Source organism: Actinoplanes sp. NPDC051405, from assembly GCF_055586185.1.
In genome coordinates, this window is sequence record NZ_JBVJIR010000001.1 from 618,789 (window position 1) to 638,789 (window position 20,001).

Genomic DNA, 20,001 nt, shown 5'->3' on the forward strand with positions numbered 1-20,001 from the left:
CGCAGGGCCCGACAGGCTGCGCGGCGGCCGATCACGCCGGTCCGGCCCTCCCCGGTCGGTCCGGCGCCGTGGTCCGCCCGGACGGCGCCGGGTCCCGGGCCAGGCCCCGCAGCCACACCACCAGCTCCCGGGGTGACCGGCCCCCCGTGAAACACCACAGCGCGATGACGGGATCGCAGATGGCACACCCGAACGAGGAGTCGGACAGCGACGGGATCAGCGGCGCGCCGCGGCGGTGGTGCAGGATGTCCCAGCAGGTGTGCAGCAGCCAGCCGACGCCGATGAAGTTCCAGGACCGCAGTCCCAGGTAGGCGACCGCACTCATCAGGGCGGCGAAGCCGAGCTCGCCGAGGCCGAAGCTCCCACCGCTGATGTAGGCGGCTCCCGCACCGCCCACCAGGACCGCGTTGACCCGGCGGCGGTGCGGTTCCGGCACGAACAAGAAGACTCCGGCCCAGACGAGCGCCACGACCACGGGGATAACGTAACGAAGCATGTGTCACCGTAGGAACACGGCTGGTGCGGCGGACAGGGCTCTGACGGCCGCATTCCACCGGATTCCCGCCAGCCCGCCGCGTTCGGCTCAGCCGCCGGTTCCGCTCAGCCTGCCGGTCCCGCTCAGCCGGCCGGTCCCGCTCAGCCGGCCGGTCCCACTCAGCCGGCCGGTCCCACTCAGCCGGCCGGTCCCACTCAGTCGGCCGGTCCCACTCAGCCGGCCGGTCCCACTCAGCCGGCCGGTCCCACTCAGCCGGGCGGTCCCGCTCAGCCCATCCGGCCCAGGGCGGCCCGGACCCGGGCCAGGTCCCGGCGGCGTCGTTCCAGCGTCATGGCCAGCCCGACCAGCAGCAGCCCGGCCGCCGCCAGCGGGATCCACCGCGGCAGCAGGTCCCAGACCAGGACCACCTCGTGCAGCGCGACCGCAGCCAGCACCGTGCCACCCGCCACCACCGGGGCCCGCAGCCGGCGGTAGGCGCCGGCCAGCAACACCGCGAGCGCACCCAGGCCGAGCAGCAACCGGCGCAGCGGCTGGCCCTCGTCCGCCAGCACGGAGGCCAGCGTCGGCAACAGCGCCGCGGCCAGCGCCGGACCGTAGGTCACCCAGCTGGACAGCCCCGGGCGCGAGCGCCGCGCCAGCCAGCCGGCCAGCAGCGCCACCGCGGCCGCCGGCAACGTGTACGCCTCCACCGTCGCCACCTGCTCCGAAGCGATCAGCAGCCACCAGCCACCCAGCTCGGCGACCGCCGCGGCCAGCACATGTCCCCGCCGGACCGGCGCGGTCTCGCCCGGCCGCAACGCCCGCACGCCGAGCGCGAGCCCCCAGAACGTGCACACCGCGGCAGCATGCCGAAGCGAGCCGACCGTCAGCAGCAAAGCCACCAACGCCGCCGCATGAGCCGCCACCTCCACCGCCAGACGCTCCACCGCCCGACCCGCATCCGCCCGACCCGCATCCGCCCGACCCGCATCCGCCCGACCCGCATCCGCCCGACCCGCATCCGCCCGACCTGCATCCGCCCGGCCCGTGTCGGCACGGCCCGCATCGCCCCGCCGCCCGGCAAGCATCGCGCCCACGGCCAGGATCACCGCGGCCGCGCCGAGCACAACGAAGGCGCTGGTCGCCGGCGAAAGCTCCGCCGCCCGGCCCACCGTGTAGGCGAACGCCACCGCCGCTCCCGCGCCGGTCAACCAACCGGCCAGCCGCGCACGGAGAGCACGGCCGGCAACCCCCGCCACCGCCCCGGCGACCAGGGTCAACCCCAGCGCAGCCAGCGTCGCACCACGCGTCGCCAGCGCACCGGCAAGCCCGGCGCCAACCAGGGCAGCACACGTCACCCCCGGCCCCATCGCCCGCATCCCCGGACGCAGCAACGCCACCGCGAGCAGTCCGGCGAGCCCGACAACCAGGCTCTCCGCCGGCACACCGGGCCACGGAACCCCGGCTGCGGCCAGACCCATGGGAGCGATCACCGCCAGCACCGGCGCGACAGCCCACACCGCACTCCGCCGTCCACGAGCGCCCTGCACCGCAATCACCACCGCCACGGCAAGCACCCCCAGCGCAACGACGTCGGCCAGGGCAACCGCACCGACGCCGGTACCGTCCGGACGTCCGTCCCACACCCGGCCCAGCCACTCGTAGGGCCGCAGCAGCACAGCCGACAGGCTCGGCGCGGTCGCCAGGAACAGCGCGATCCCGAGTGGAAGAGCAGCAAGACCGGCCGGAACGGTACGCGAGAAGGTCAGCGCGACCAGCAACAGCCCGATGGCCGCATAGACAGCCGGAGAGTCGCCGGTGGCAAGCGCCCAGACCGGCGCCGACACGACACCCAGCAGCGCCGCCGCCAGGGCATAGGGCCGGTACCCGCCACGGACGACCAGCAGCGCACCGACCAGCAGGGCCGCCGCGCCCAGCGCCACCCTGCTCTGCACCGGTGCGGACAGCGACAGTGCAGCCGCGCCACTCCACGCCGCTGCGGGCACAGCCAGCATCCCCACGGCAAGCGCCACTCCCCCGAGCACGCCGGCCGTGCGAGCCACCAGTGCGGTGGAGACCCCGATGACGGCTACCGCACTGAGCGTCGCCCAAGCGACCCACGGCTGTGCGAAGGCGACGGCCACCGCGTGAGTCGTCAGGACGACCGCCACCGCGACAGGCCACAGCGGAAGGACCCGCAACGCCAACCCCAGCGCTGCCGCGACCACCACCAGCTCGAACCCGGGCGCAGTCCACCACGGCAACCCGAACCCGGCCGGCGCCGCAACAGCCGCCAGCGCCAGCCCGCCCAGCACGGCGTGCGCCTGCACCCCACGCGGCACCAGCACGGTCAGCCCACCCGTGACCAGAGCGATCACCGCGAGCAGCCGCCAGTCGCCGTCACCGGTCGCCGCGACGGCGATCGTGACCCCCACGACCACCACACCCGTCCCGGCGACCACCAGCAGAGCACCGATCCACGGCCCCCGGCGTACCACTGCCGGCAGCCTGCGGTTCACGGCCGTGACCAGCGCGGCCAGCGCCGCGACCACCCCGGCGATCAGCACCGGCGCGGCGAAGCTGCCGCCGGCGACCCCGGCGAACCGCCCGGCCGCGACGGCCAGCGCGACCACCAGCAGCCCACCCGTGGCCGACTGCCAGCGCGGGGCCCGGGCCAGGACCGCTGCCGCCACGGGTACGCCCGCCGCCGCGATCAGCGCCCCGCCGGCCAGTGCCACCTCGCCGGACGCGAAGTCGGTGCCGAGCGCGGTCAGTGCGGCGAGTGCGGCCACGATCGCCGCACCCCCGCCGAGCGCGTACGCCGGGACCCCCAGCGCCGTGAGCCCGGAACGCCGCAGCTGGACCACCGCCAGGTTCACCACAGCCACCGCGACCATCGTGTACGCCCAGCCGGTCGCGTCGGGGTGGAACGGCGCCACCAGCAGCGGCAGCACCGGCTGGGCCACCAGCAGCGCCCCGAAGCGGGGTCCGATCAGCCCGGTCACGTGCTCGTACCCGGCGGCCACCGCGGCCGTCACCGCGCAGACCGCGCCCGCGTACCCCAGGGCCGAGTAGTCCGCGACGCCGAACAGGTTGACGTACCAGGCCGCGTACCCGTCGAGCAGCACCAGCAGCAGGCCGACCGCCGCGAAGGTCTCCGCCGTCGCGGTGAGGCCGCGGCGCAGCGCGGCGAGCGGCGCCGCCAGGGCCGCGACCGTGAAGCCCGTCAGCAGCAGCGCCCGGCCGCCCACGCCGAACTGCGACCAGGCCACCGCGGTGAACACGATCGCGGCCACGCCCAGCAGCAGGCCGCCGAGCAGGAACAACGCGTTCTGCACCAGCCGGGTCGAGGCTTCCTTGGTGCGGGGTGCCGCCATCGGGCGCGGCGGCAGCGGCACGGGCGCCACGGGCACGGGGGCCAGCGACGCCTGGATCCGCGCGACCGCGGCCTGCCGCAGCTGCCAGGCCCGGCGCAGCGCCGCGTCGGCGCCCGCGACCGCTTCGCGCGCGGCCGTCAGCCGGGCGGTGAGCACCGGGATCTCCGCGTCGAGGCGGATCACCTCGGCGGCGTCGGGGTCCGGGCCGCGGCCGCAGCCGGGGCAGCCGGAGGCCAGGTTCGCCGGGGTACGGCACGACGGGCACGGGTACGAGGTCACGCCGTCGATCCTCGTCGCGCCGGCCGCCCCGGCCCTGAGTGCGCGTACCTAGCTCAGCGGCCGGTGAACTCAGCTATCGCCCGTTCCCACTTGTCCAGGCCGGCCTCGACCTCGTCGCGGGGCCCGGACGGCAGCCAGCTCGACGCCCGGTGCACGCCCGCATGGGCCAGCTGTTCCAGCGCCTTGGCCTGCGGCGGGACGCTCAGCACCTGGACCTGGATCGGCCGGTCGGCGCGGGCCTCCAGCTCGGCGATGCGGGCGAACAGGTCCTTGTCGTGCCACTGCGGGAACCAGCCGTCGGCCCAGGCGAGCACCCGGTCCAGCACGGTCGGGCCGCCCCCGCCGATCAGCACCGGGGGCCACGGCCGCTGGACCGGCTTGGGCCACGACCAGATCCGGTCGAAGTTCACGAACTCCCCGGCGTACGAGGCCTCGTCCTGCGTCCAGATCGCCTGCATCGCCTGGACGCGTTCGGTCAGCAGCGCCGTACGGGTCCGCGGGTCGGTGCCGTGGTTGGCCATCTCCTCACGGTTCCAGCCCGCGCCGACGCCGAACTCCAGCCGGCCGCCGGACAGGTGGTCGACGCTGGCGACCTCCTTGGCGGTGATGATCGGGTCGCGCTCGACGACCAGGCAGACGCCACTGCCCACGCGCAGCCGGCTGGTCGCCTCGGCCGCCGCGGTCAGCGCCACGAACAGGTCGTACGTGTGCGCGTACTTGCGGGGCAGCTCGCGGGTGCCGTCACCCCACGGCGACAGCCGGCTCGCCGGGATGTGGGTGTGCTCGGCGAAGAACAGCGCGTCCTGCCCGCGGTCCTCCACCAGCCGCGCTACCGCCCCGGGGCCCAGGCCGTCATGGGTGGGGAAATAGCCGACGCCGAACTCCATGCCTCGGTCCCTTCAGCTGTCCCGGTGCAAGGTCAGGATGAGGTCCACGACCAGGGCCGTCCAGCCGGTCTGGTGCCACGCGCCCAGGCCGGCGCCGTTGTCGCCGTGGAAGTACTCGGGGAAGGCGATCAGGTCCTTCCAGTCGGGATGGTTCTGGAAGACCTCGGACGCGCCGTAGATCGGGCGCCGGCCCCACGAGTCCGGGACGAACAGTGACACCAGGCGGCGGGACAGGTCGTCGGCGACCGCGCTCAGCGGCATCTTGGTCTGCGAGCCGGTCGGGTACTCCACCATCAGGTCGTCGCCGAAGAACGCCGCGAACTCCCGCAGTGCCTCGATGAGCAGGTAGTTGACCGGCATCCAGACCGGGCCGCGCCAGTTGGAGTTGCCGCCGAACAGGCCGCTGGTGCTCTCGGCCGGCTCGTACCCGACCGTGAACTCCGAGCCGCCCAGGTGCACCGTGAACGGCTTCTCCAGGTGGGCGCGGGAGAGCGTTCTGAGCCCGTACGGGGAGAGGAACTCCTCCGGGTCGAGCATCCGGGCCAGGATCCGCAGCAGCTGGTCCTGGCCCACCATGGACAGCAGCCGCTGCCGGCGGCCGTCGGCCGACAGCCGGCGCGCGCTGATCACGTCGGCGTACTCGGCCTGCCCGGCCAGCAGCCAGCGCAGCCGGGCGGCCAGCTCGGGCAGCCGGTTGAGGGTGCCGGCGGACAGCCGGGTGGTCGCCGCCAGCGGCAGCAGCCCGACGATGGAGCGGGCCTTGAGCGGCATCCGGTGCCCGTCGGGCAGGCGCAGCACGTCGTAGAAGAAGCAGTCCTCGTCGTCCCACAGCCCCTGCCGGTACGCCGCCTCGGCGATGTACGCGAAGTGCTCGAAGAACTTGGTGGCCATGTCCTCGTAGGTGCGGTCGTGCAGCGCCAGCCGGATCGACATGTCGAGCAGGTTGAGCGCGTACATGGCCATCCAGCCGGTGCCGTCGGACTGCTCCAGCACGCCCGCCACCGGCAGCGCCGCGGACCGGTCGAACGGGCCGACGTTGTCCAGCCCGAGGAAGCCGCCCTCGAAGACGTTGTTGCCGCCGACGTCCTTGCGGTTGACCCACCAGGTGAAGTTCAGCAGCAGCTTGTGCATGACCCGGGCCAGGAAGTCGAAGTCCTGCCCGCCGTCGATCTCGAAGACGTTGAGCGCGGCCCAGGCGTGCACCGGCGGGTTGACGTCACCGAACGCCCACTCGTACGCGGGGATCTGGCCGTTGGGGTGCATGTACCACTCGCGCAGCAACAGCAGCAGCTGCGACTTGGCGAAGCCGGGATCGACCCGGGCGATCGAGACACAGTGGAAGGCCAGGTCCCAGGCCGCGTACCAGGGGTACTCCCAGGGGTCGGGCATGGAGATGACGTCGAAGCTGTTCATGTGCCACCAGGCGTTGTTGCGCCCGTAGCGGCGGCCGGGCGGCGGTGGCGCCGAGCCGGGATCGCCGTGCAGCCACTGCTTGACGTCGAAGTGGTAGAACTGCTTGCCCCACATCAGCCCGGCGATGCCCTGGCGGGCGACGGCGGCCTCCTCGGCCGAGGCCGCGGCCGGGATCAGCTCGGCGAAGTAGGCGTCGGCCTCGGCCAGCCGGTCCCGAACCACGGCCGCGTAGCCATCGCCGAGGTCGGGCGCCCCGGGCCCATCGTCGGTGCGGGTGAGCCGCAGCCGGATCTCGCGGGTCTCCCCGGGGCCCAGCGTCAGCTCGTAGTGCAGTGCGCCCTTGGTGCCCACGCCCGCCGGGTTGACCGTCGGGGCGCCGGCGATGAGGTGGTCGTTGATGCCGTCCTTGGGGTACATGCTCGTGCCGGGCAGGCCCCAGAGGCGCTGCGCGTTGGTCTCGTTGTCGCACATCAGCGCGGGCGGTGCGCCCTCGCCGTCCAGGGTGATGTGCCCGAGGGTGCGGTGCTCACCGTCGAGGCGCCCGGGGCTGCCGGTGATGACCGGGACCGGCCGGTTGGGCAGGCCCCACGACCAGGTGTTGCGGAACCACAGCGACGGCAGCACGTGCAGCGTGGCCTCGTCCGGGCCGCGGTTGGACACGGTCACGACGATGCACATGTCGTTCACGTCGGCCTTGGCGTAGTCGACCGTCACGACCCAGAACCGGTCGTCGTCGAAGACGCCGGTGTCGATCAGCTCGTACTCCGGCTCCTCCCGGGAACGGTGGCCGTTGACGCGGACCAGTTCGTCGTACGGGAAGGGGACCTGGGGGTAGTGGTAGCGCCAGCGCATCCACGAGTGGGTCGGCGTGGAGTCCTGATACCACCAGTACTCCTTGGCGTCCTCGCCGTGGTTGCCGCCGTCGCCGCCGAGGCCGAACATCCGCTCCTTGAGGATCGGGTCGGCCCCGTTCCACAGGGCCAGGGCGAAACAGAACGTCTGCCGGTCGTCGCAGACGCCGGCCATGCCGTCGTCGTTCCACCGGTACGCCCGGGAGCGCGCGTGGTCGTGCGGGAAGTAGTCCCAGGCGGTGCCGTGCTCGCTGTAGTCCTCCCGGACCGTGCCCCAGGCCCGCTCGGCGAGATAGGGCCCCCACGCACGCCAGGGCCGCTCGCCGGAGTCCGCCTGCGCCAAGCGCTCGCGCTCCGCCACGCCGCCGCCCACCCCCTTCGTCCGGACCTCGCTGCATTGTTACTGGCAGGTGTTACGAACACTAACGGAGGCCGCCGCCGAAGATCGTCGGCGGCCGGACCCGGCTTAACAATCGCCGGGCACACTGTCCCGGTGACCTGGGCCGACGCCATCATCGCCGTGACCGCCGGCCTGCTCATCTCGATCGTGACAACTCCGGTCGGCGTCTCCGGCGCGGTGTTCCTGCTGCCGGTGCAGCTCAGCGTGCTGGACGTGCCCAACCCGGCCGTGACGCCGACGAACCTGCTGTTCAACGTCGTGTCCGGGCCGGGCGCGCTGCTGCGTTACCGCCGCCGGGGCAGCCTGGCCAGCCCGCTGACCAGGCTGCTGCTGCTCGGCACGCTGCCCGGCGTGGCGGCCGGGGCGGTGCTGCGGGTCTTCGCGGTGCCCGGCCCGGGAGTGTTCCGGGTGATCGTCGCCGTGCTGCTGCTGCCGCTGGGCGTGTGGCTCTGCCTGCGCGAACCACCGCCGCCACCGGAACGGCCGGTGACCGGCCGGCCACCGCAGCGGGGCATCGTCGCGCTCGCCCTGGGCGTCGGCGTGGTCGGCGGCGTCTACGGCATCGGCGGCGGGTCGATCCTGGGCCCGATCCTGGTCGGCCGCGGCCTGCCGGTGGCGGTCGTCGCGCCGGCGGCGCTGGCCTCGACGTTCGTCACGTCGGTGGCCGGCGCCGCCGCCTTCGCCGTGCTCGGCTGGGCCGGACCGGGCGACATCGCCCCGGACTGGGGCATCGGCCTGCTCTGCGGGGTGGGCGGCCTGGTCGGCGGGTACGTCGGCGCGCACCTGCAACCCCGCCTGCCGGAACGCGGGCTGCGACTGGTCCTCGGCGGGCTGGCGGTGGCCGTGGCGATCCTGTACGCCGGTCAGGTCACGCTGGGGCGCTGACCGCCGTCAGTCGGGCGGGCCACCGCCCGGTGTTCGTCGCCGACGCGTCCGCGCCACCGTCGCAGCCCAAGCTGGTTAGGGTCGGCGGCATGCCTGCCTCCGACTACGTCCTGAAGCTGCGCGCCCGGGTCGGCCACGGCCTGATCATGTTCCCGACGGTCAGCGCGATCATCCTCAACGACCGCGGCGAGATCCTGCTCGGGCAGCGCAGCGACAACCGCCAGTGGTCGGTCATCGCCGGGATGATGGACCCCGGCGAGCAGCCCGCGGACGCGCTGGTCCGCGAGGTCGAGGAGGAGACCGGCATCCAGGTCGAGATCGAACGCCTGGCCGGGGTGGCCCTGCACGAGGTCGTGTACGGCAACGGCGACCGCTGCCACATGGTCAACACCTGGTTCCGCTGCCGGGCGGTGGCCGGCGAGGCCCGGGTCAACGACTCGGAGTCGATCGCGGTCGGCTGGTTCGCCCCGGACGCGCTGCCCGAGCTGAACCCGTTCGCCCTGGTCCGGATCCGCACGTCGCTGCCGCAGGACGCGCCGGCCTGGTTCGCCCGGCCCGGCGAGAACGCGGTCCCCGGTTACTGACCGGCACCGATATGATCGCCGCTTCCATGCCGGTACACGGGGAGGCGACCCATGGATGAAACGCGCACAACACCTGATCAGCCGGCGTTCCAGCCACAGGCGCAGCCCTCGCGCTGGCGCGTCTGGGGGACGGTCACCGCTGTTGTGGTCGTGCTGGGCTGCCTGGGCGGGGCCGGCTTCCTGGGCATGCACGCGATGCGGTCGACCACGCCGCCGGTGACGAAGGGCCTGAGCTTCCCGGGCGCGTCGGCCGCGCCGGGCGCGGCCCAGGACCCGGAGGCGGAGACGGTCACCGGCCCCCGGGCCAGCACCTATCCGGTACGCACGGCCGACGACCTCAAGCGGGTCTGCGAGCAGTGGTACTACCCGAAGTCGCCGAAGGTGAAGTCGTCGGGCACCCAGCCGGTCAGCATCTTCGCCCAGGACAGCAAGGACTTCGACACCAAGCACGAGGCCACCCTGTTCGACATCCCGAACTGGTACACGAAGCCGAAGCAGCAGGCGTGGGACCCGTCGTCGCCGGGCAAGGTGCGCCTGGTGGCCTGCGTGGACCTGGTGCAGACCGGCAAGAAGATCAAAAGCTGCAAGTACGACGACCCCAAAGGCCTCAAGATCCCGCTGCGCCAGGCCAAGTACCGGCTGGCCCTGTACGAGGTGGCGACGGGCAAGAAGGTGATCGAGAAGACGCTGTCGGGCGAGGACGACGAATGCCCGTTCATGGTGCTGCTCGGCGCCGACCGGAACGTCTACAGCCAGGTCGGCGACCGCCAGTACTACGAGATCCTGAAGAAGTACGTCGAGAAGTAGGTTATTGGTTGGCGGCCCAGGCCGATCCAAGGTCGGCCGCGACGTCCTGGAGCAGCCGCAGGAACACCGCGACCAGCGGCGTGACGGTGGCATCGGTCATCGTGACGACCTGGAGGTCGCGGTGCGGCACGGGCGGACGCAGGGCTCGATGGGCGGTACCCGGCGCGTGGGCGAGCGCCAGCCGCGACACCAGGGCGACGCCGATGCCGGTGCCGACGAGTGCCTGGGCGACGTCGTACGACGCGGTCTGGAAGCGGATCCGCGGCACGAAGCCGGCCGCGGCGGTGACCCGGCCGAACTGGGCCCGGGCCGCGTGACCGGCCAGGATGGTCACCCAGGCTTCCTGGCGCAGCTGCGCCAGCTCGACCGGCCCCGGCGCGGCCAGCGCGGGATGCTCGTCGGGCAGCACGACGACCATGGGGTCGCGCAGCAACGGATGAACGGTGACCCGCTCCGGCGGCGTGAGCGGGGTGTCCCAGGAGGCGGTGACCGCCACGTCGAGGCGGCCGGCGACAACCTCGTCGATGCCGACGTCGGAGGTGATGTCGGTGACGGTCAGGTCGGCGTCCGGGTAGCGGTGACGTAATGCGGTGAGAGCCGGAGGCAGCAGGTGCAGGGCGGCGGCCTGGAAAGCGCCGATGCGCAGCCGGAGGGAGAGCCGTCCGAGCAGCCCGTCGAGCCCGGAAGCGGCGCGCCGGGTCTCCTCGTCGATGACGCGCCCATGCTGGGCCAGCAGGGCGCCGGCGGCGGTGAGGGCGGCTCCACGCGGTCCGCGATGCACGAGGGTGGTGCCCAGTTCGCGCTCCGCCTTGGCGAGCTGCTGCGTGACCGCTGCGGGCGTGCGGCCCAGTGCCTGCGCCGCACCGGCCATCGAGCCGTAGCGGTCGATCAGCGCGAGCAGTTGCAGCTGGGCCGGCTCCATGCGTGAAGAATAGCTAACACTACCTGCCAGATTGCGGCCTTCACTTCATGCTCGGGGGGCCGCACGCTGGGTTCGTGCCCACTCACCTTGCCGCTTTCGTCGTTACGACCTGGTTGCTCGCGATGCTGCCCGGTGCCGGCCAGGCTCTCATGGTCCGCCAGACGCTGGCCGGTGGACTGCGGGCGGCGTGGGCGGGCATCGCGGGAACGGCGACCGGGCTGCTGATCTGGACTGCCGCGGCCGCCGCCGGCTTGTCGGCGGTCGTCCTGACCAACCCCGGCGCGTACGCGGCGATCCGGGTCGCCGGTGGCGCGGTGCTGGCCATTCTGGGCGTGAGCACGTTGCTGTCCCTGCGCAAGACCCCGCTCGCAGCCGGAGCGCCACAGCAACCGGCGCGATGGGGCGGCTACCTCGCCGGGTTGGCGACGAACCTCGGCAATCCCAAGGCCGGCGTCTTCGCGATCTCACTGCTCCCTCAGTTCGTGACGGCGGACGGGCCGGTCTTCCTGTCGAGCCTCGCCCTCGGCGGCTTGTGGGCGTTGGTGACGGCGTGCTGGTACCTGGTCTTCACATGGGCGGTGAACCGAGGGCGGTCGTTCGCGTCTCGGCCGGCGGTACATCGCCGGGTGCAGGTGGTCACCGGCGGGGTGCTGGTCCTGCTCGGGGTGGCTGTCGCCGCCGGCGTCTGAAACCGGCGGCCGGGCTTCGCCCAGCCCGCGCCGCGCCTCGCCCGCGCCGCACCCTCCCCCCAACCCGCGCCGCACCCCGCCCAGCCCGCGCCGCACCCCCGCCCAGCCCGCGCCGCACCCCGCCCGGCCCGCGCCGCACCCCCGCCAACCGCACCCGCCCGGCCGGCCGATCTCAGGCGAGCCAGCCCGGCCGGATCAGCCCCGCCTCGTAGGCATGAACCACCACCTGCGCCCGATCCCGAGCCCCCAGCTTCACCATCGTCCGGCTGACGTGAGTCTTCGCCGTCGCCGGACTGATCAGCAGGCGGGCCGCGATCTCGTCGTTGGACAGCCCCTCGCCGACCAGCACCATCACCTCCCGTTCTCGGTCGGTGAGCTGCTCCAGGACGCGTTCGGCCTCCTCGGGCGGCACCGACGGACGACCGCGCCCGCCCGGGGTGGCGAATTCGCCGATGACCCGCCGGGTGACGCTCGGCGACAGCAGGGCGTCGCCGGCCGCGACCGCCCGGACCGCGCGCAGCAGTTCGACCGGTTCGGTGTCCTTGACCAGGAAGCCCGACGCACCCGTGCGCAGCGCCTCGAAGACGTACTCGTCCAGCTCGAACGTGGTCAGGATGACCACCCGGGTGCCGGCCAGGGCCGGGTCCGCGGCGATGCGGCGGGTCGCCTCGAGACCGTCCACCCCCGGCATCCGGATGTCCATGAGCACCACGTCCGGGCGGGTCTCGGCGGCCAGCCGGGCTGCTTCCAGCCCGTCGCCCGCCTCGGCGACCACCTCGATGTCCGGCTCGGCGTTCAGCAGGGCCCGGAACCCGGCCCGCACGAGGGCCTGGTCGTCGGCCAGCAACACCGTGATCATGCAGGCTCCCTTGTCGGGGTGGTGGGCAGAACCGCGGAGACCAGATAGCCGCCGTCGGGCAACGGACCGGCCTCGAGGGAGCCGCCGAGGCTGGCGGCCCGGGCTCGCATCCCGGCGATGCCGCTGCCGTCGTCGTCGGTCTCCGCAGCCGCGTCGGGCTCGGGTCGCGACGCCGGCCGGCCGCCGTCGTTGCGGATCGTCAAGCGCAGCTCGTCCGGGGCGTAGGTGACCGAGACAGTGGCCGAAACGCCGGTCGCCGCGTGCCGGCGTACGTTCGTCAGGGCTTCCTGGACGATCCGGTACGCCGCGCGGTCCACCTCCGCCGGCAGGTCCCGCCGCTCCCCCACGGTCTCGGTCGTCACCGGCAGGCCGGCGTCCGCCGTGAGGTCGGTGAGGCGGTCCAGGCCGAGCGCGGGCTGGCGGGGCGCCGCCTCCTCCTCGGGGCGCAGCACGCCGAGCACGGCGCGAACCTCCCGCAGAGCCTCCGCGCTCGCCGTCTTGATCGCGCTCAGCGCCTCGCGGGCCTGCTCCGGCCGGTTGTCCATGAGGTGCAGGCCCACCCCGGCCTGCACGTTGATCAGCGACAGGTGGTGGCCGAGCACGTCGTGCAGCTCGCGGGCGATCCGCAACCGTTCGTCGGCGGCCTGGCGGCGTTCCTGCTCCTCGCGGGCACGGGCGCGCTCGGCGTTGACCTTGGACATCTCGGCGAGGTACGCGGCGCGGGCCCCGGCGGCACTGCCGAGGAAGCCGGTCAGGGCCAGCCCGAAACCGGTGAGCACGGCGTCGCGCGGAGTCGGGCGGGCGACGGGCGAGAGTCCGAGCGGATCGGCGCACACGACCATGACGATGAGATAGGCCAGGTAGCCGGCGGCCACGGTGATCAGCGCGGATCGGCGGTGACCGGTGCGCACCGCGGTGAACAACGCGATGACCGGCGCGACCGCATACGTCCAGGACGGCACGGCGAGGGCGGCGTACCCGATCGAGGCGGCACCGGCGACCGCGAGCGCCACGATCGGCGCGCGTCCCCGCCAGGCCAGGGCCAGGGGACCGACCAGCAGCAACGCACACGCGATGACGTCCCGCGGGTGGGCCAGGTGAGCGGCGTACGGCCAGTTGCCGAAGATGTGGAAGCAGAGAGCGGTGATGACCGCACCGCGCCAGTGCCCGTGCCGCGTTCGGCGGCGTGCGTAGCCGGGCCAGTCCGCCGACCGGAACCGCCCCGAGCGGCTGCGTCGGCGCCACTCCTCCCACTCCGCCTTGCGGGAGGCGCGGGAGGCGGCAGACGGTCTCCCACGAAGGGAAGGCGGCTGGTCGCGTACACCCCGGTCTGGCACGTTCCCGAACCTACGGCACCGCTGCTCACCCGGGCATCCGCACGAAGAACGACGGCGCCCTGCGCCTCAGGTACTACGGCCGGCCGTCGCGTACTCCTCAGGGCGTACCGGTGGCCGTACCGGATGCTCCGCCGGGGCGACGCGGCCCGGCGCCGGATCCGCCACCCTGGAAGTCAGTCCCGCCACGTTTCAGGAGGTCACCGTGTATCCCAGCGACACCACCCGGTCCGGTCCGAATCGGCTCCGCACCTCCGACACCGAGCGCGAGCAGGTGGCCGAGATCCTGCGGGCCGCGATGACCGAGGGCCGGCTCACCCTCGAGGAGGGCGAGGAAAGGCTTGGTCAGGTGTACGCCGCCAAGTACCGCGACGAGCTCGCCCCGCTGACCGCCGACCTGCCCGACAACGGCCGCCGCGCGCTGGCCGCGACACCGGAGGCGCAGGCCGCGACACGCCGGGGCGTACGCCGGCACGCCGGCTTCGTCGCGATGCTGGCCCTCTTCCTGACCGGCCTCTGGGCGCTCTCCGGGGCGCACTTCTTCTGGCCCGCGATCCCGCTGGTGTTCCTGGTCATGGGCCTGATGCGGCACGCGCGGTACGGCCGCTACCGGGCCGAGTACGGCTACCGCCACCACGTCGCCCCGTGGAACGCGCCCACCTATAGGTGATCGTAAACACTCCACAGTAGACGTGGCGGTCGTTGCCCGCCCCTCCCCGCTCTGCGACAGTTGCCAGGTTTACCCCCGGCCGTGTCGCGCCGGGGTTACGGGGAGGGGTGGGCACGACCATGATGGGTCCGTCGCACGCACTGTCGGGCGCGGCCGTCTGGCTGGCCGGCAGCTGGGCCTTGGATCACTTCGCGGGGTACGCCCAGTCGCCGCTCGCGATCGCGGTCGGCACGACGGTCTGCGCGGGCGGCGCCCTGCTGCCCGACCTGGACCTGTCCGGCAAGGTGACCCGCAACCAGGGCGGCGCGACGGTGGCCCGCACGTTCGGCGTGTTCTCATTGTTCGTGGCCGAGGTCATCGAGAAGATCTCGCTCGGCATCTACACGGCGACGAAGCTCAGCAAGGACCCGCGCCGCAACAACGGTCACCGTACGTTCACCCACACGCTGCCGTTCGCGGCCCTGGTCGGCTGGGGCACGACGGCACTGTGCGCGGGCTCCGGCAAGTGGGCGGTCGTGGCGGTGGTGTTCTTCATGGCCGGCCTGGCATTGCGCGGGCTCTTCGACGAGTGGGCCGAACGCGCCGGCTGGGTGATCGTGACCCTGGCGTCGGGCGTGATCGCGTGGTTCACGGCGGCGAACCTGCCCGGCGACCGCGGCTATCCGATGCTGGGCTTCGCGGTCGGCGTGGGCTGCGTCGTGCACCTGCTGGGCGACATGATCACCAAGAACGGCGTACCGATCCTGTGGCCGATCCCGATGGGCCGCCGCATGTGGCGCATGATCGGCGTTCCGAACGGCATAGCGATCAAGGTCGGCGGTCGCGGCGAGGTGCTGGTGCTACGCACTGTGTTCACGCTGATCGCCATCCTGTCGGTCTGCGGAATGTTCGCCCCGCACGTGCTGCAACGCCTGGACCTGGAACTCTGGGCCGACGGCTGACCGGCGTGCGGGTCGTCGAAAGCTTCGTCGCCGGCAAGGCCGGCGACCCCCAGCTCTGCGAGGACGCGAGGACGCCGACGTGGAGGCCGCCACTCTCCACCTGACCTCGACACTCGCCGAGCGGATCGACCCGGAGCTGCCGCCGCACCTGCGCCCGAGCGCGTCGGTGACCCTCTACTCGCGGCGGCGCAGACAGGTGTGGCAGATCGGGGACGTGGGCTTCTCCTACGCCGGGATGCCGGCGGCGGGGCGGCCGCGCAAACCGCTCGACCAGATCGCCGCCGACTTCCGGGCGGCGGTGACAGCGGCCGAGATGGCCATCGGAGCGCCGGATCTCGCCGTGAGCGATCCGGGCCGGGCCGCGGCCCGGGTGCTGATCTCACGGCAGGGTGCCCTGCGCAACACCGTCGGCCCCTACAGCTTCGCGGCGATCGACGGGCGCCCGGTGCCGCCTTCGCTCATCGTCGTGCGTGACGTCCCTGGGTACGTCGAGGAGCTGGTGCTGGCCAGCGACGGCTATCCGGTGATCCTGCCGACGCTGGCGGAGACCGAGGCGCGGCTGGCCGAGCTGCTGGCCGAGGACCCGCACTGCATCGGTCCGCTGCGCGGGACAAAGGGCGTCATGGCCGGCCAGACCAGCTTCGACGACCGCTCCTACCTGCGCCTCCGTCTCTCCTGACACGACATCCGACGCGCCGGACGCGCGGATCATGTCAGTGGCAGGCTTCGACCGCGCCTTCGGCAGCATCACGGCAATCAGGAGACGCCGAATTCGTCCTTCATGACCTTGGCCACCGGCGAATCGGGCCGCTCGCGGCGCACGCCGTCGACGGTCACGTCGACGACCTCGTCGAAGAACGCGACCAGACCGGCGAGCGGTGACGCGTCCGGCAGCGGGTCCGGGTAGGTCCAGGCCAGGTTCTCTCCCACCGCGAACGACAGGTACGTGGCGCGGCCCTTGTACGGGCAGGCCGTCACCATGTCGCTGGGCAGAGTTTCGGCTTTGACGTCCTCGCGCGGCAGGTAGAACCGTGGGTACAGCATCGTCTCGAACACGACTGTCGGGGTGTGCGACTCGGCGAGCAGCACGCCGTCCCGCTCGATGCGCACGTGCCGGCTGCTGCGCCGCGCGTCGACGCGGGAGAACGGGTCGCGCGGGTGCGAGAACACGGGCTCGTCCTCCTCCGTCCAGTCGAACGCGTCGAAATCGAACACGACATGACCGGTGAGATCGGCGTCGTCAGGGCGGAACGCGGCGCGCTCGCGGACGTCGTCACCGACGCGGACGTCGTACGTCTGCCCGGGCGTGGAGTGCACGGCGAACGGGATGCCGGGGTGCAACACCGGTGCGTCGCTCTCCGGGACAGACTCGACGGGTACGAGTTCGGCTCGGACGTCCTTGTCCGGGACGGCGTAGGTGGGCACGATGCGGCGCGGTTCCCACAGCAGCAGCCCGGCACGGCTGTCGACGACGAGCCGGCCGCCGAGCCGGGCGCGGACCCATTTGTCCGTCGGCTCGTGCCGCAGCACGCCAAGCAGCCTCATCATCTCGTCACCGACGTTCAGACTCATGCCGGCCAGTCTTGTCGCCACACCCGCGCTCGGGCCCCTTTCAATCAGATTCTCGACTCCCCGCGACGACGCCGAGCCGGCCGGTTTGCCGGAGAAGGCGACGGTGTGGATCGGGCGCTTCGGCGCGAGCGGTCCTGGACGCTGAGGTTCAGTCCGGGCAATGTGTCTTGACCGTCGTCAATCGTCGTTGAACGGGCCGGGCCACGTTCGCCATCTCGCGGATCGCGACAAGCCTTCGGCCTCCTCGTCCGATATGCCGGAGAGCGCCGACACCGGCGCGTTCACGAGCGTGGCGAGGTCGCTGTCCGGAATTCGGGGTCGAGGATCGCGTCGAGGTTCACGGAGACTGCCATGGATGTGGTCCTCCCTCGTCGCCTCCCGCTCGGGCGGCTGCCCAAATGCTGTCACACGGCCCCGGTGACCGCCCTCAAGAGATGGAAGCCTCGGGTGCAGTCGCCGCCGCTCTTGTTGGTGACGCAGGGCAGATCGAAATACGGCTGCCGCTCCGACAACGCCGGGTTACGGTGCTCCGATGCAGGCGGACGCGGCCCACCGGGCAACCCAAGCAGCCCTGTCAACCGCCGCATCGCTCGGCCTGACCGCCCACGACGCCGTCGTGCTGCACAACTCGAACAAGCTCACCCTGCGCCTCCGACCCTGCGACGTGCTGGCCCGGGTGGCACCGGCAGCACGCCAGTCCGCCCAGTTCGAACTGGACATCGCTCAGCGGCTGTTCAAGGTCGGCAGCCCGGTGGCCGCGCCGCAAACGCCTGAGGTCTTCGTCCGGGGCGACTTCGTGGCCACCTTGTGGACCTACTACGAACCGGTGACCACTCAAGCGATCCCGCCCGCGGACTACGCCGGAGCGCTCGAACGTCTGCACGCCGGGATGCGCCGGGTCGACCTGCCCACCCCGCACTTCACGGACCGGATCTCCGAGGCCCGAACGCTCGTGGCCGACCAGGAAAGAACGCCGAAGCTGGCCGACACGGACCGGATCTTTCTCGCCGGCACGCTGGACCGCCTGCACCGGGCGCTCGGCGACACCGGCCGGCCCGAACAGCTCCTGCACGGCGAACCTCACCCGGGCAACCTGCTCCCGACCGCGATCGGCCCGCTCTTCATCGACTTCGAGACGTGCTGCCGAGGGCCGGTCGAGTTCGACCTGGCCCACGCACCCGACGAGGTCGCAGACCACTACCCCGGCGTCGATCACGACCTGCTCCGCGACTGCCGGGCCGTCGTGCTGGCGATGATCACCGCGTGGCGCTGGGATCGCGACGACCAGTTCCCGGACGGCCACCGGCTCGGCGTCGAGTGGCTGAGCGACCTCCGGAAGGCGACGGCTCGGTAGGTCACGCGTCCGCGTAGCACTCCACGATCGACACGTCGAGCGGGAACCGCACCTCGATCCCCCCGAACAACAGCTCCCCCGCCTTGGCCGCGCTCGCCCGCACCGCCTCGACGACCCGTTCCGTCTCTTCGACCGGGCAATGCACCCCGACCTCGTCGTGCACGAACAGCACCAGCTCGGCGCGCATCCCCTCCAACGCCGTCCGCAGCGTCGCCAACAGCACCAGCGCCCATTCCGCCGCCGTCGCCTGGATCACGAAGTTGCGGGTGAAGCGGCCTCGCGCCCGGCCCGACGCTCCGCCCTGCGGCTCCGCCGATCCCGACTCCTCCGGCGGCTCCAGGCCCGCTTCGCGCCAAGCCGTGGACGCCGGCGGGCACGTGCGGCCCAGCCAGGAGCGGACCAGCCCGCCGGCCTCCCCCGTGCGGGCCGCGGCCTCCACGTAGTCGAAGGCCGTGGGGTAGCTCTGCCTCAGCACCGCCAGGGCCGGGATCGCCGCGCCGCCGGTCTGGCCGTACATCGCGCCCAGCAGGGCGACCTTGGCTTTGGCCCGGTCGCCGCCGAATGAGTCGGTGGCCAGGGCCGCGTAGAGGTCTCCGGCGGCGCCGGCGCGGGCCAGGCGGGAGTCGCCGGACACCGCCGCCAGCACGCGGGGCTCCAGCTGGCCCGCGTCGGCGACCACGAAGCGCCACCCGGGGTCGGCGACCACCGCCCGGCGGACCACCTTGGGCACCTGCAGGGCGCCGCCGCCGCGGGTGGCCCAGCGGCCCGACACCACGCCGCCGGGGACGTACTCGGGGCGGAAGCGGCCTTCGCTGATCCAGGCGTCGCGCCAGGCCCAGCCGTGGGCCGTCCAGATGCGGTAGAGCTCCTTGTATTCGAGCAGGGGTTTCACCGCCGGGTGCTCGACCTGGCGCAGCACCCAGGCCCGGGTGTTGGGCACCTCGATGCCGGCCCGGGCGAACGCGCGCAGCACCTCGGCCGGGGAGTCCGGGTGCAGGCCGTGCACACCGAAGGCCGCGTTGATCTCGGCGGTCAGCTCGGCCAGCCGGCGGGGCGGGCCGACCGGCTGCGGGGCGCCGAGCAGGTCGCGCAGCAGCTGGTCGTGGATGTCCGCGCGCCACGGCAGGCCGGCGTGCCCCATCTCGGCGCCGACCAGCGCCCCGGCGGACTCGGCGGCCACCAGCAGGGCGAAACGGCCGGGTTGGCCGGTCGCCGCGATCCGGGCGTGCTGGTCCGCGTACACCCGCATCAGAGCCTCGAGGGTCACCGAGCCGGCGGCGGCCGACGGCCCGGACATGGCTTCGAACAGAGCGCCCTGGGCGAAGCCCGGTGGTTGCGGGAGGCGCGGTGGCGGGTCGGCCGGCACCGGCGCGCCGGTCAGCCGGGCCCAGGCCGCCGCCAGTGCCCGCGGCTCGCCCCAGCGGCCCGCGTGGCCGAGCAGCAGCGCCTCGGTCAGCTCGATGTCGTGGCAGCGGCGCACCCGCACGCCGGCGCGCAGCAGCGTGGGATAGCAGTCATTGGTGGCCGCCCACAGCCAGCGGGGGTGCTCGGCGGCCTCGCGGGCGGCGATGGCGGCCGGCAGGTCGGCGACCCGTTGCGGCTCACCGGCCGGGCTGCCGTCGGGGTGCAGCTGCTGCCAGCGGCCGGAACCGTGCCAGCTCCCGTCGTCGGACACCACAGCCACCAGCACGGACCCATTCTG

The 20,001-nt window shown here is 73.0% G+C and carries 17 protein-coding genes; 8 read left to right on the top strand and 9 right to left on the bottom strand.

Annotated features, from left to right (window positions below; all coding sequences use genetic code 11):
• Window positions 1-31: 31 nt before the first annotated feature.
• The 4 genes from ACZ6S4_RS02835 to ACZ6S4_RS02850 all read right to left on the bottom strand — a co-directional run bounded on the left by ACZ6S4_RS02835 (window position 32) and on the right by ACZ6S4_RS02850 (window position 7,643).
• The gene (locus ACZ6S4_RS02835) at window positions 32-496 is read right to left on the bottom strand and encodes a DUF6010 family protein (RefSeq protein WP_465473236.1); all 465 of its coding nucleotides are present in this window, start codon (window positions 494-496) and stop codon (window positions 32-34) included.
• Between the two features lie 266 nt (window positions 497-762).
• Window positions 763-4,131, bottom strand: coding sequence for an SCO7613 C-terminal domain-containing membrane protein (locus ACZ6S4_RS02840; RefSeq protein WP_465473237.1), 3,369 nt, complete (start codon window positions 4,129-4,131; stop codon window positions 763-765).
• A 53-nt stretch (window positions 4,132-4,184) separates the two neighbouring features.
• On the bottom strand, window positions 4,185-5,018 hold the full coding sequence (locus ACZ6S4_RS02845) for an LLM class F420-dependent oxidoreductase (RefSeq protein WP_465473238.1): 834 nt from the start codon (window positions 5,016-5,018) through the stop codon (window positions 4,185-4,187).
• A 12-nt stretch (window positions 5,019-5,030) separates the two neighbouring features.
• Window positions 5,031-7,643, bottom strand: a complete 2,613-nt coding sequence (locus tag ACZ6S4_RS02850; RefSeq protein WP_465473239.1) for an MGH1-like glycoside hydrolase domain-containing protein — start codon at window positions 7,641-7,643, stop codon at window positions 5,031-5,033.
• A 132-nt stretch (window positions 7,644-7,775) separates the two neighbouring features.
• On the opposite strand from ACZ6S4_RS02850, the gene ACZ6S4_RS02855 reads away from it, so the two are divergent.
• The 3 genes from ACZ6S4_RS02855 (at window position 7,776) to ACZ6S4_RS02865 (ending at window position 9,958) form a co-directional block, all read left to right on the top strand.
• A complete protein-coding gene (locus ACZ6S4_RS02855) occupies window positions 7,776-8,567 on the top strand; it encodes a TSUP family transporter (protein ID WP_465473240.1) in 792 nt (263 codons plus the stop codon).
• Window positions 8,568-8,656: 89 nt separating this feature from the next.
• The gene (locus tag ACZ6S4_RS02860; protein WP_465473241.1) at window positions 8,657-9,151 is read left to right on the top strand and encodes an NUDIX hydrolase; all 495 of its coding nucleotides are present in this window, start codon (window positions 8,657-8,659) and stop codon (window positions 9,149-9,151) included.
• A gap of 51 nt (window positions 9,152-9,202) precedes the next feature.
• Window positions 9,203-9,958, top strand: coding sequence for a hypothetical protein (locus ACZ6S4_RS02865; protein WP_465473242.1), 756 nt, complete (start codon window positions 9,203-9,205; stop codon window positions 9,956-9,958).
• 1 nt (window position 9,959) lies between these two features.
• Here ACZ6S4_RS02865 and ACZ6S4_RS02870 read toward each other — a convergent pair whose 3' ends face one another.
• On the bottom strand, window positions 9,960-10,880 hold the full coding sequence (locus ACZ6S4_RS02870; protein ID WP_465473243.1) for a LysR family transcriptional regulator: 921 nt from the start codon (window positions 10,878-10,880) through the stop codon (window positions 9,960-9,962).
• 74 nt (window positions 10,881-10,954) lie between these two features.
• Between ACZ6S4_RS02870 and ACZ6S4_RS02875 the strand changes: the two genes are divergently transcribed.
• Window positions 10,955-11,569, top strand: coding sequence for a LysE family translocator (locus ACZ6S4_RS02875; protein ID WP_465473244.1), 615 nt, complete (start codon window positions 10,955-10,957; stop codon window positions 11,567-11,569).
• 172 nt (window positions 11,570-11,741) lie between these two features.
• Here the strand turns inward: ACZ6S4_RS02875 and ACZ6S4_RS02880 are convergent, their stop codons facing one another.
• Window positions 11,742-12,428 carry a response regulator gene (locus ACZ6S4_RS02880; RefSeq protein WP_465473245.1) on the bottom strand — a complete coding sequence of 229 codons (687 nt, stop codon included), beginning with the start codon at window positions 12,426-12,428 and terminating at the stop codon, window positions 11,742-11,744.
• A complete protein-coding gene (locus ACZ6S4_RS02885; protein ID WP_465473246.1) occupies window positions 12,425-13,765 on the bottom strand; it encodes a sensor histidine kinase in 1,341 nt (446 codons plus the stop codon). Before ACZ6S4_RS02885 ends, ACZ6S4_RS02880 begins: the two co-directional genes overlap by 4 nt.
• A gap of 202 nt (window positions 13,766-13,967) precedes the next feature.
• On the opposite strand from ACZ6S4_RS02885, the gene ACZ6S4_RS02890 reads away from it, so the two are divergent.
• The 3 genes from ACZ6S4_RS02890 to ACZ6S4_RS02900 all read left to right on the top strand — a co-directional run bounded on the left by ACZ6S4_RS02890 (window position 13,968) and on the right by ACZ6S4_RS02900 (window position 16,052).
• Window positions 13,968-14,432 carry a DUF1707 SHOCT-like domain-containing protein gene (locus ACZ6S4_RS02890; RefSeq protein WP_465473247.1) on the top strand — a complete coding sequence of 155 codons (465 nt, stop codon included), beginning with the start codon at window positions 13,968-13,970 and terminating at the stop codon, window positions 14,430-14,432.
• Between the two features lie 119 nt (window positions 14,433-14,551).
• Entirely contained in the window at window positions 14,552-15,373 is an 822-nt protein-coding gene (locus ACZ6S4_RS02895) for a metal-dependent hydrolase (protein ID WP_465473248.1), read from the top strand.
• A 79-nt stretch (window positions 15,374-15,452) separates the two neighbouring features.
• Complete coding sequence (locus ACZ6S4_RS02900; RefSeq protein ID WP_465473249.1) at window positions 15,453-16,052, top strand: hypothetical protein; 600 nt, start codon at window positions 15,453-15,455, stop codon at window positions 16,050-16,052.
• Window positions 16,053-16,129: 77 nt separating this feature from the next.
• Here the strand turns inward: ACZ6S4_RS02900 and ACZ6S4_RS02905 are convergent, their stop codons facing one another.
• Complete coding sequence (locus ACZ6S4_RS02905; protein WP_465473250.1) at window positions 16,130-16,945, bottom strand: DUF427 domain-containing protein; 816 nt, start codon at window positions 16,943-16,945, stop codon at window positions 16,130-16,132.
• Window positions 16,946-17,477: 532 nt separating this feature from the next.
• Between ACZ6S4_RS02905 and ACZ6S4_RS02910 the strand changes: the two genes are divergently transcribed.
• On the top strand, window positions 17,478-18,299 hold the full coding sequence (locus ACZ6S4_RS02910; protein WP_465473251.1) for a phosphotransferase family protein: 822 nt from the start codon (window positions 17,478-17,480) through the stop codon (window positions 18,297-18,299).
• A 1-nt stretch (window position 18,300) separates the two neighbouring features.
• Here the strand turns inward: ACZ6S4_RS02910 and ACZ6S4_RS02915 are convergent, their stop codons facing one another.
• Window positions 18,301-19,989 carry a bifunctional 3'-5' exonuclease/DNA polymerase gene (locus tag ACZ6S4_RS02915; RefSeq protein WP_465473252.1) on the bottom strand — a complete coding sequence of 563 codons (1,689 nt, stop codon included), beginning with the start codon at window positions 19,987-19,989 and terminating at the stop codon, window positions 18,301-18,303.
• Between the last annotated feature and the right edge of the window lie 12 nt (window positions 19,990-20,001).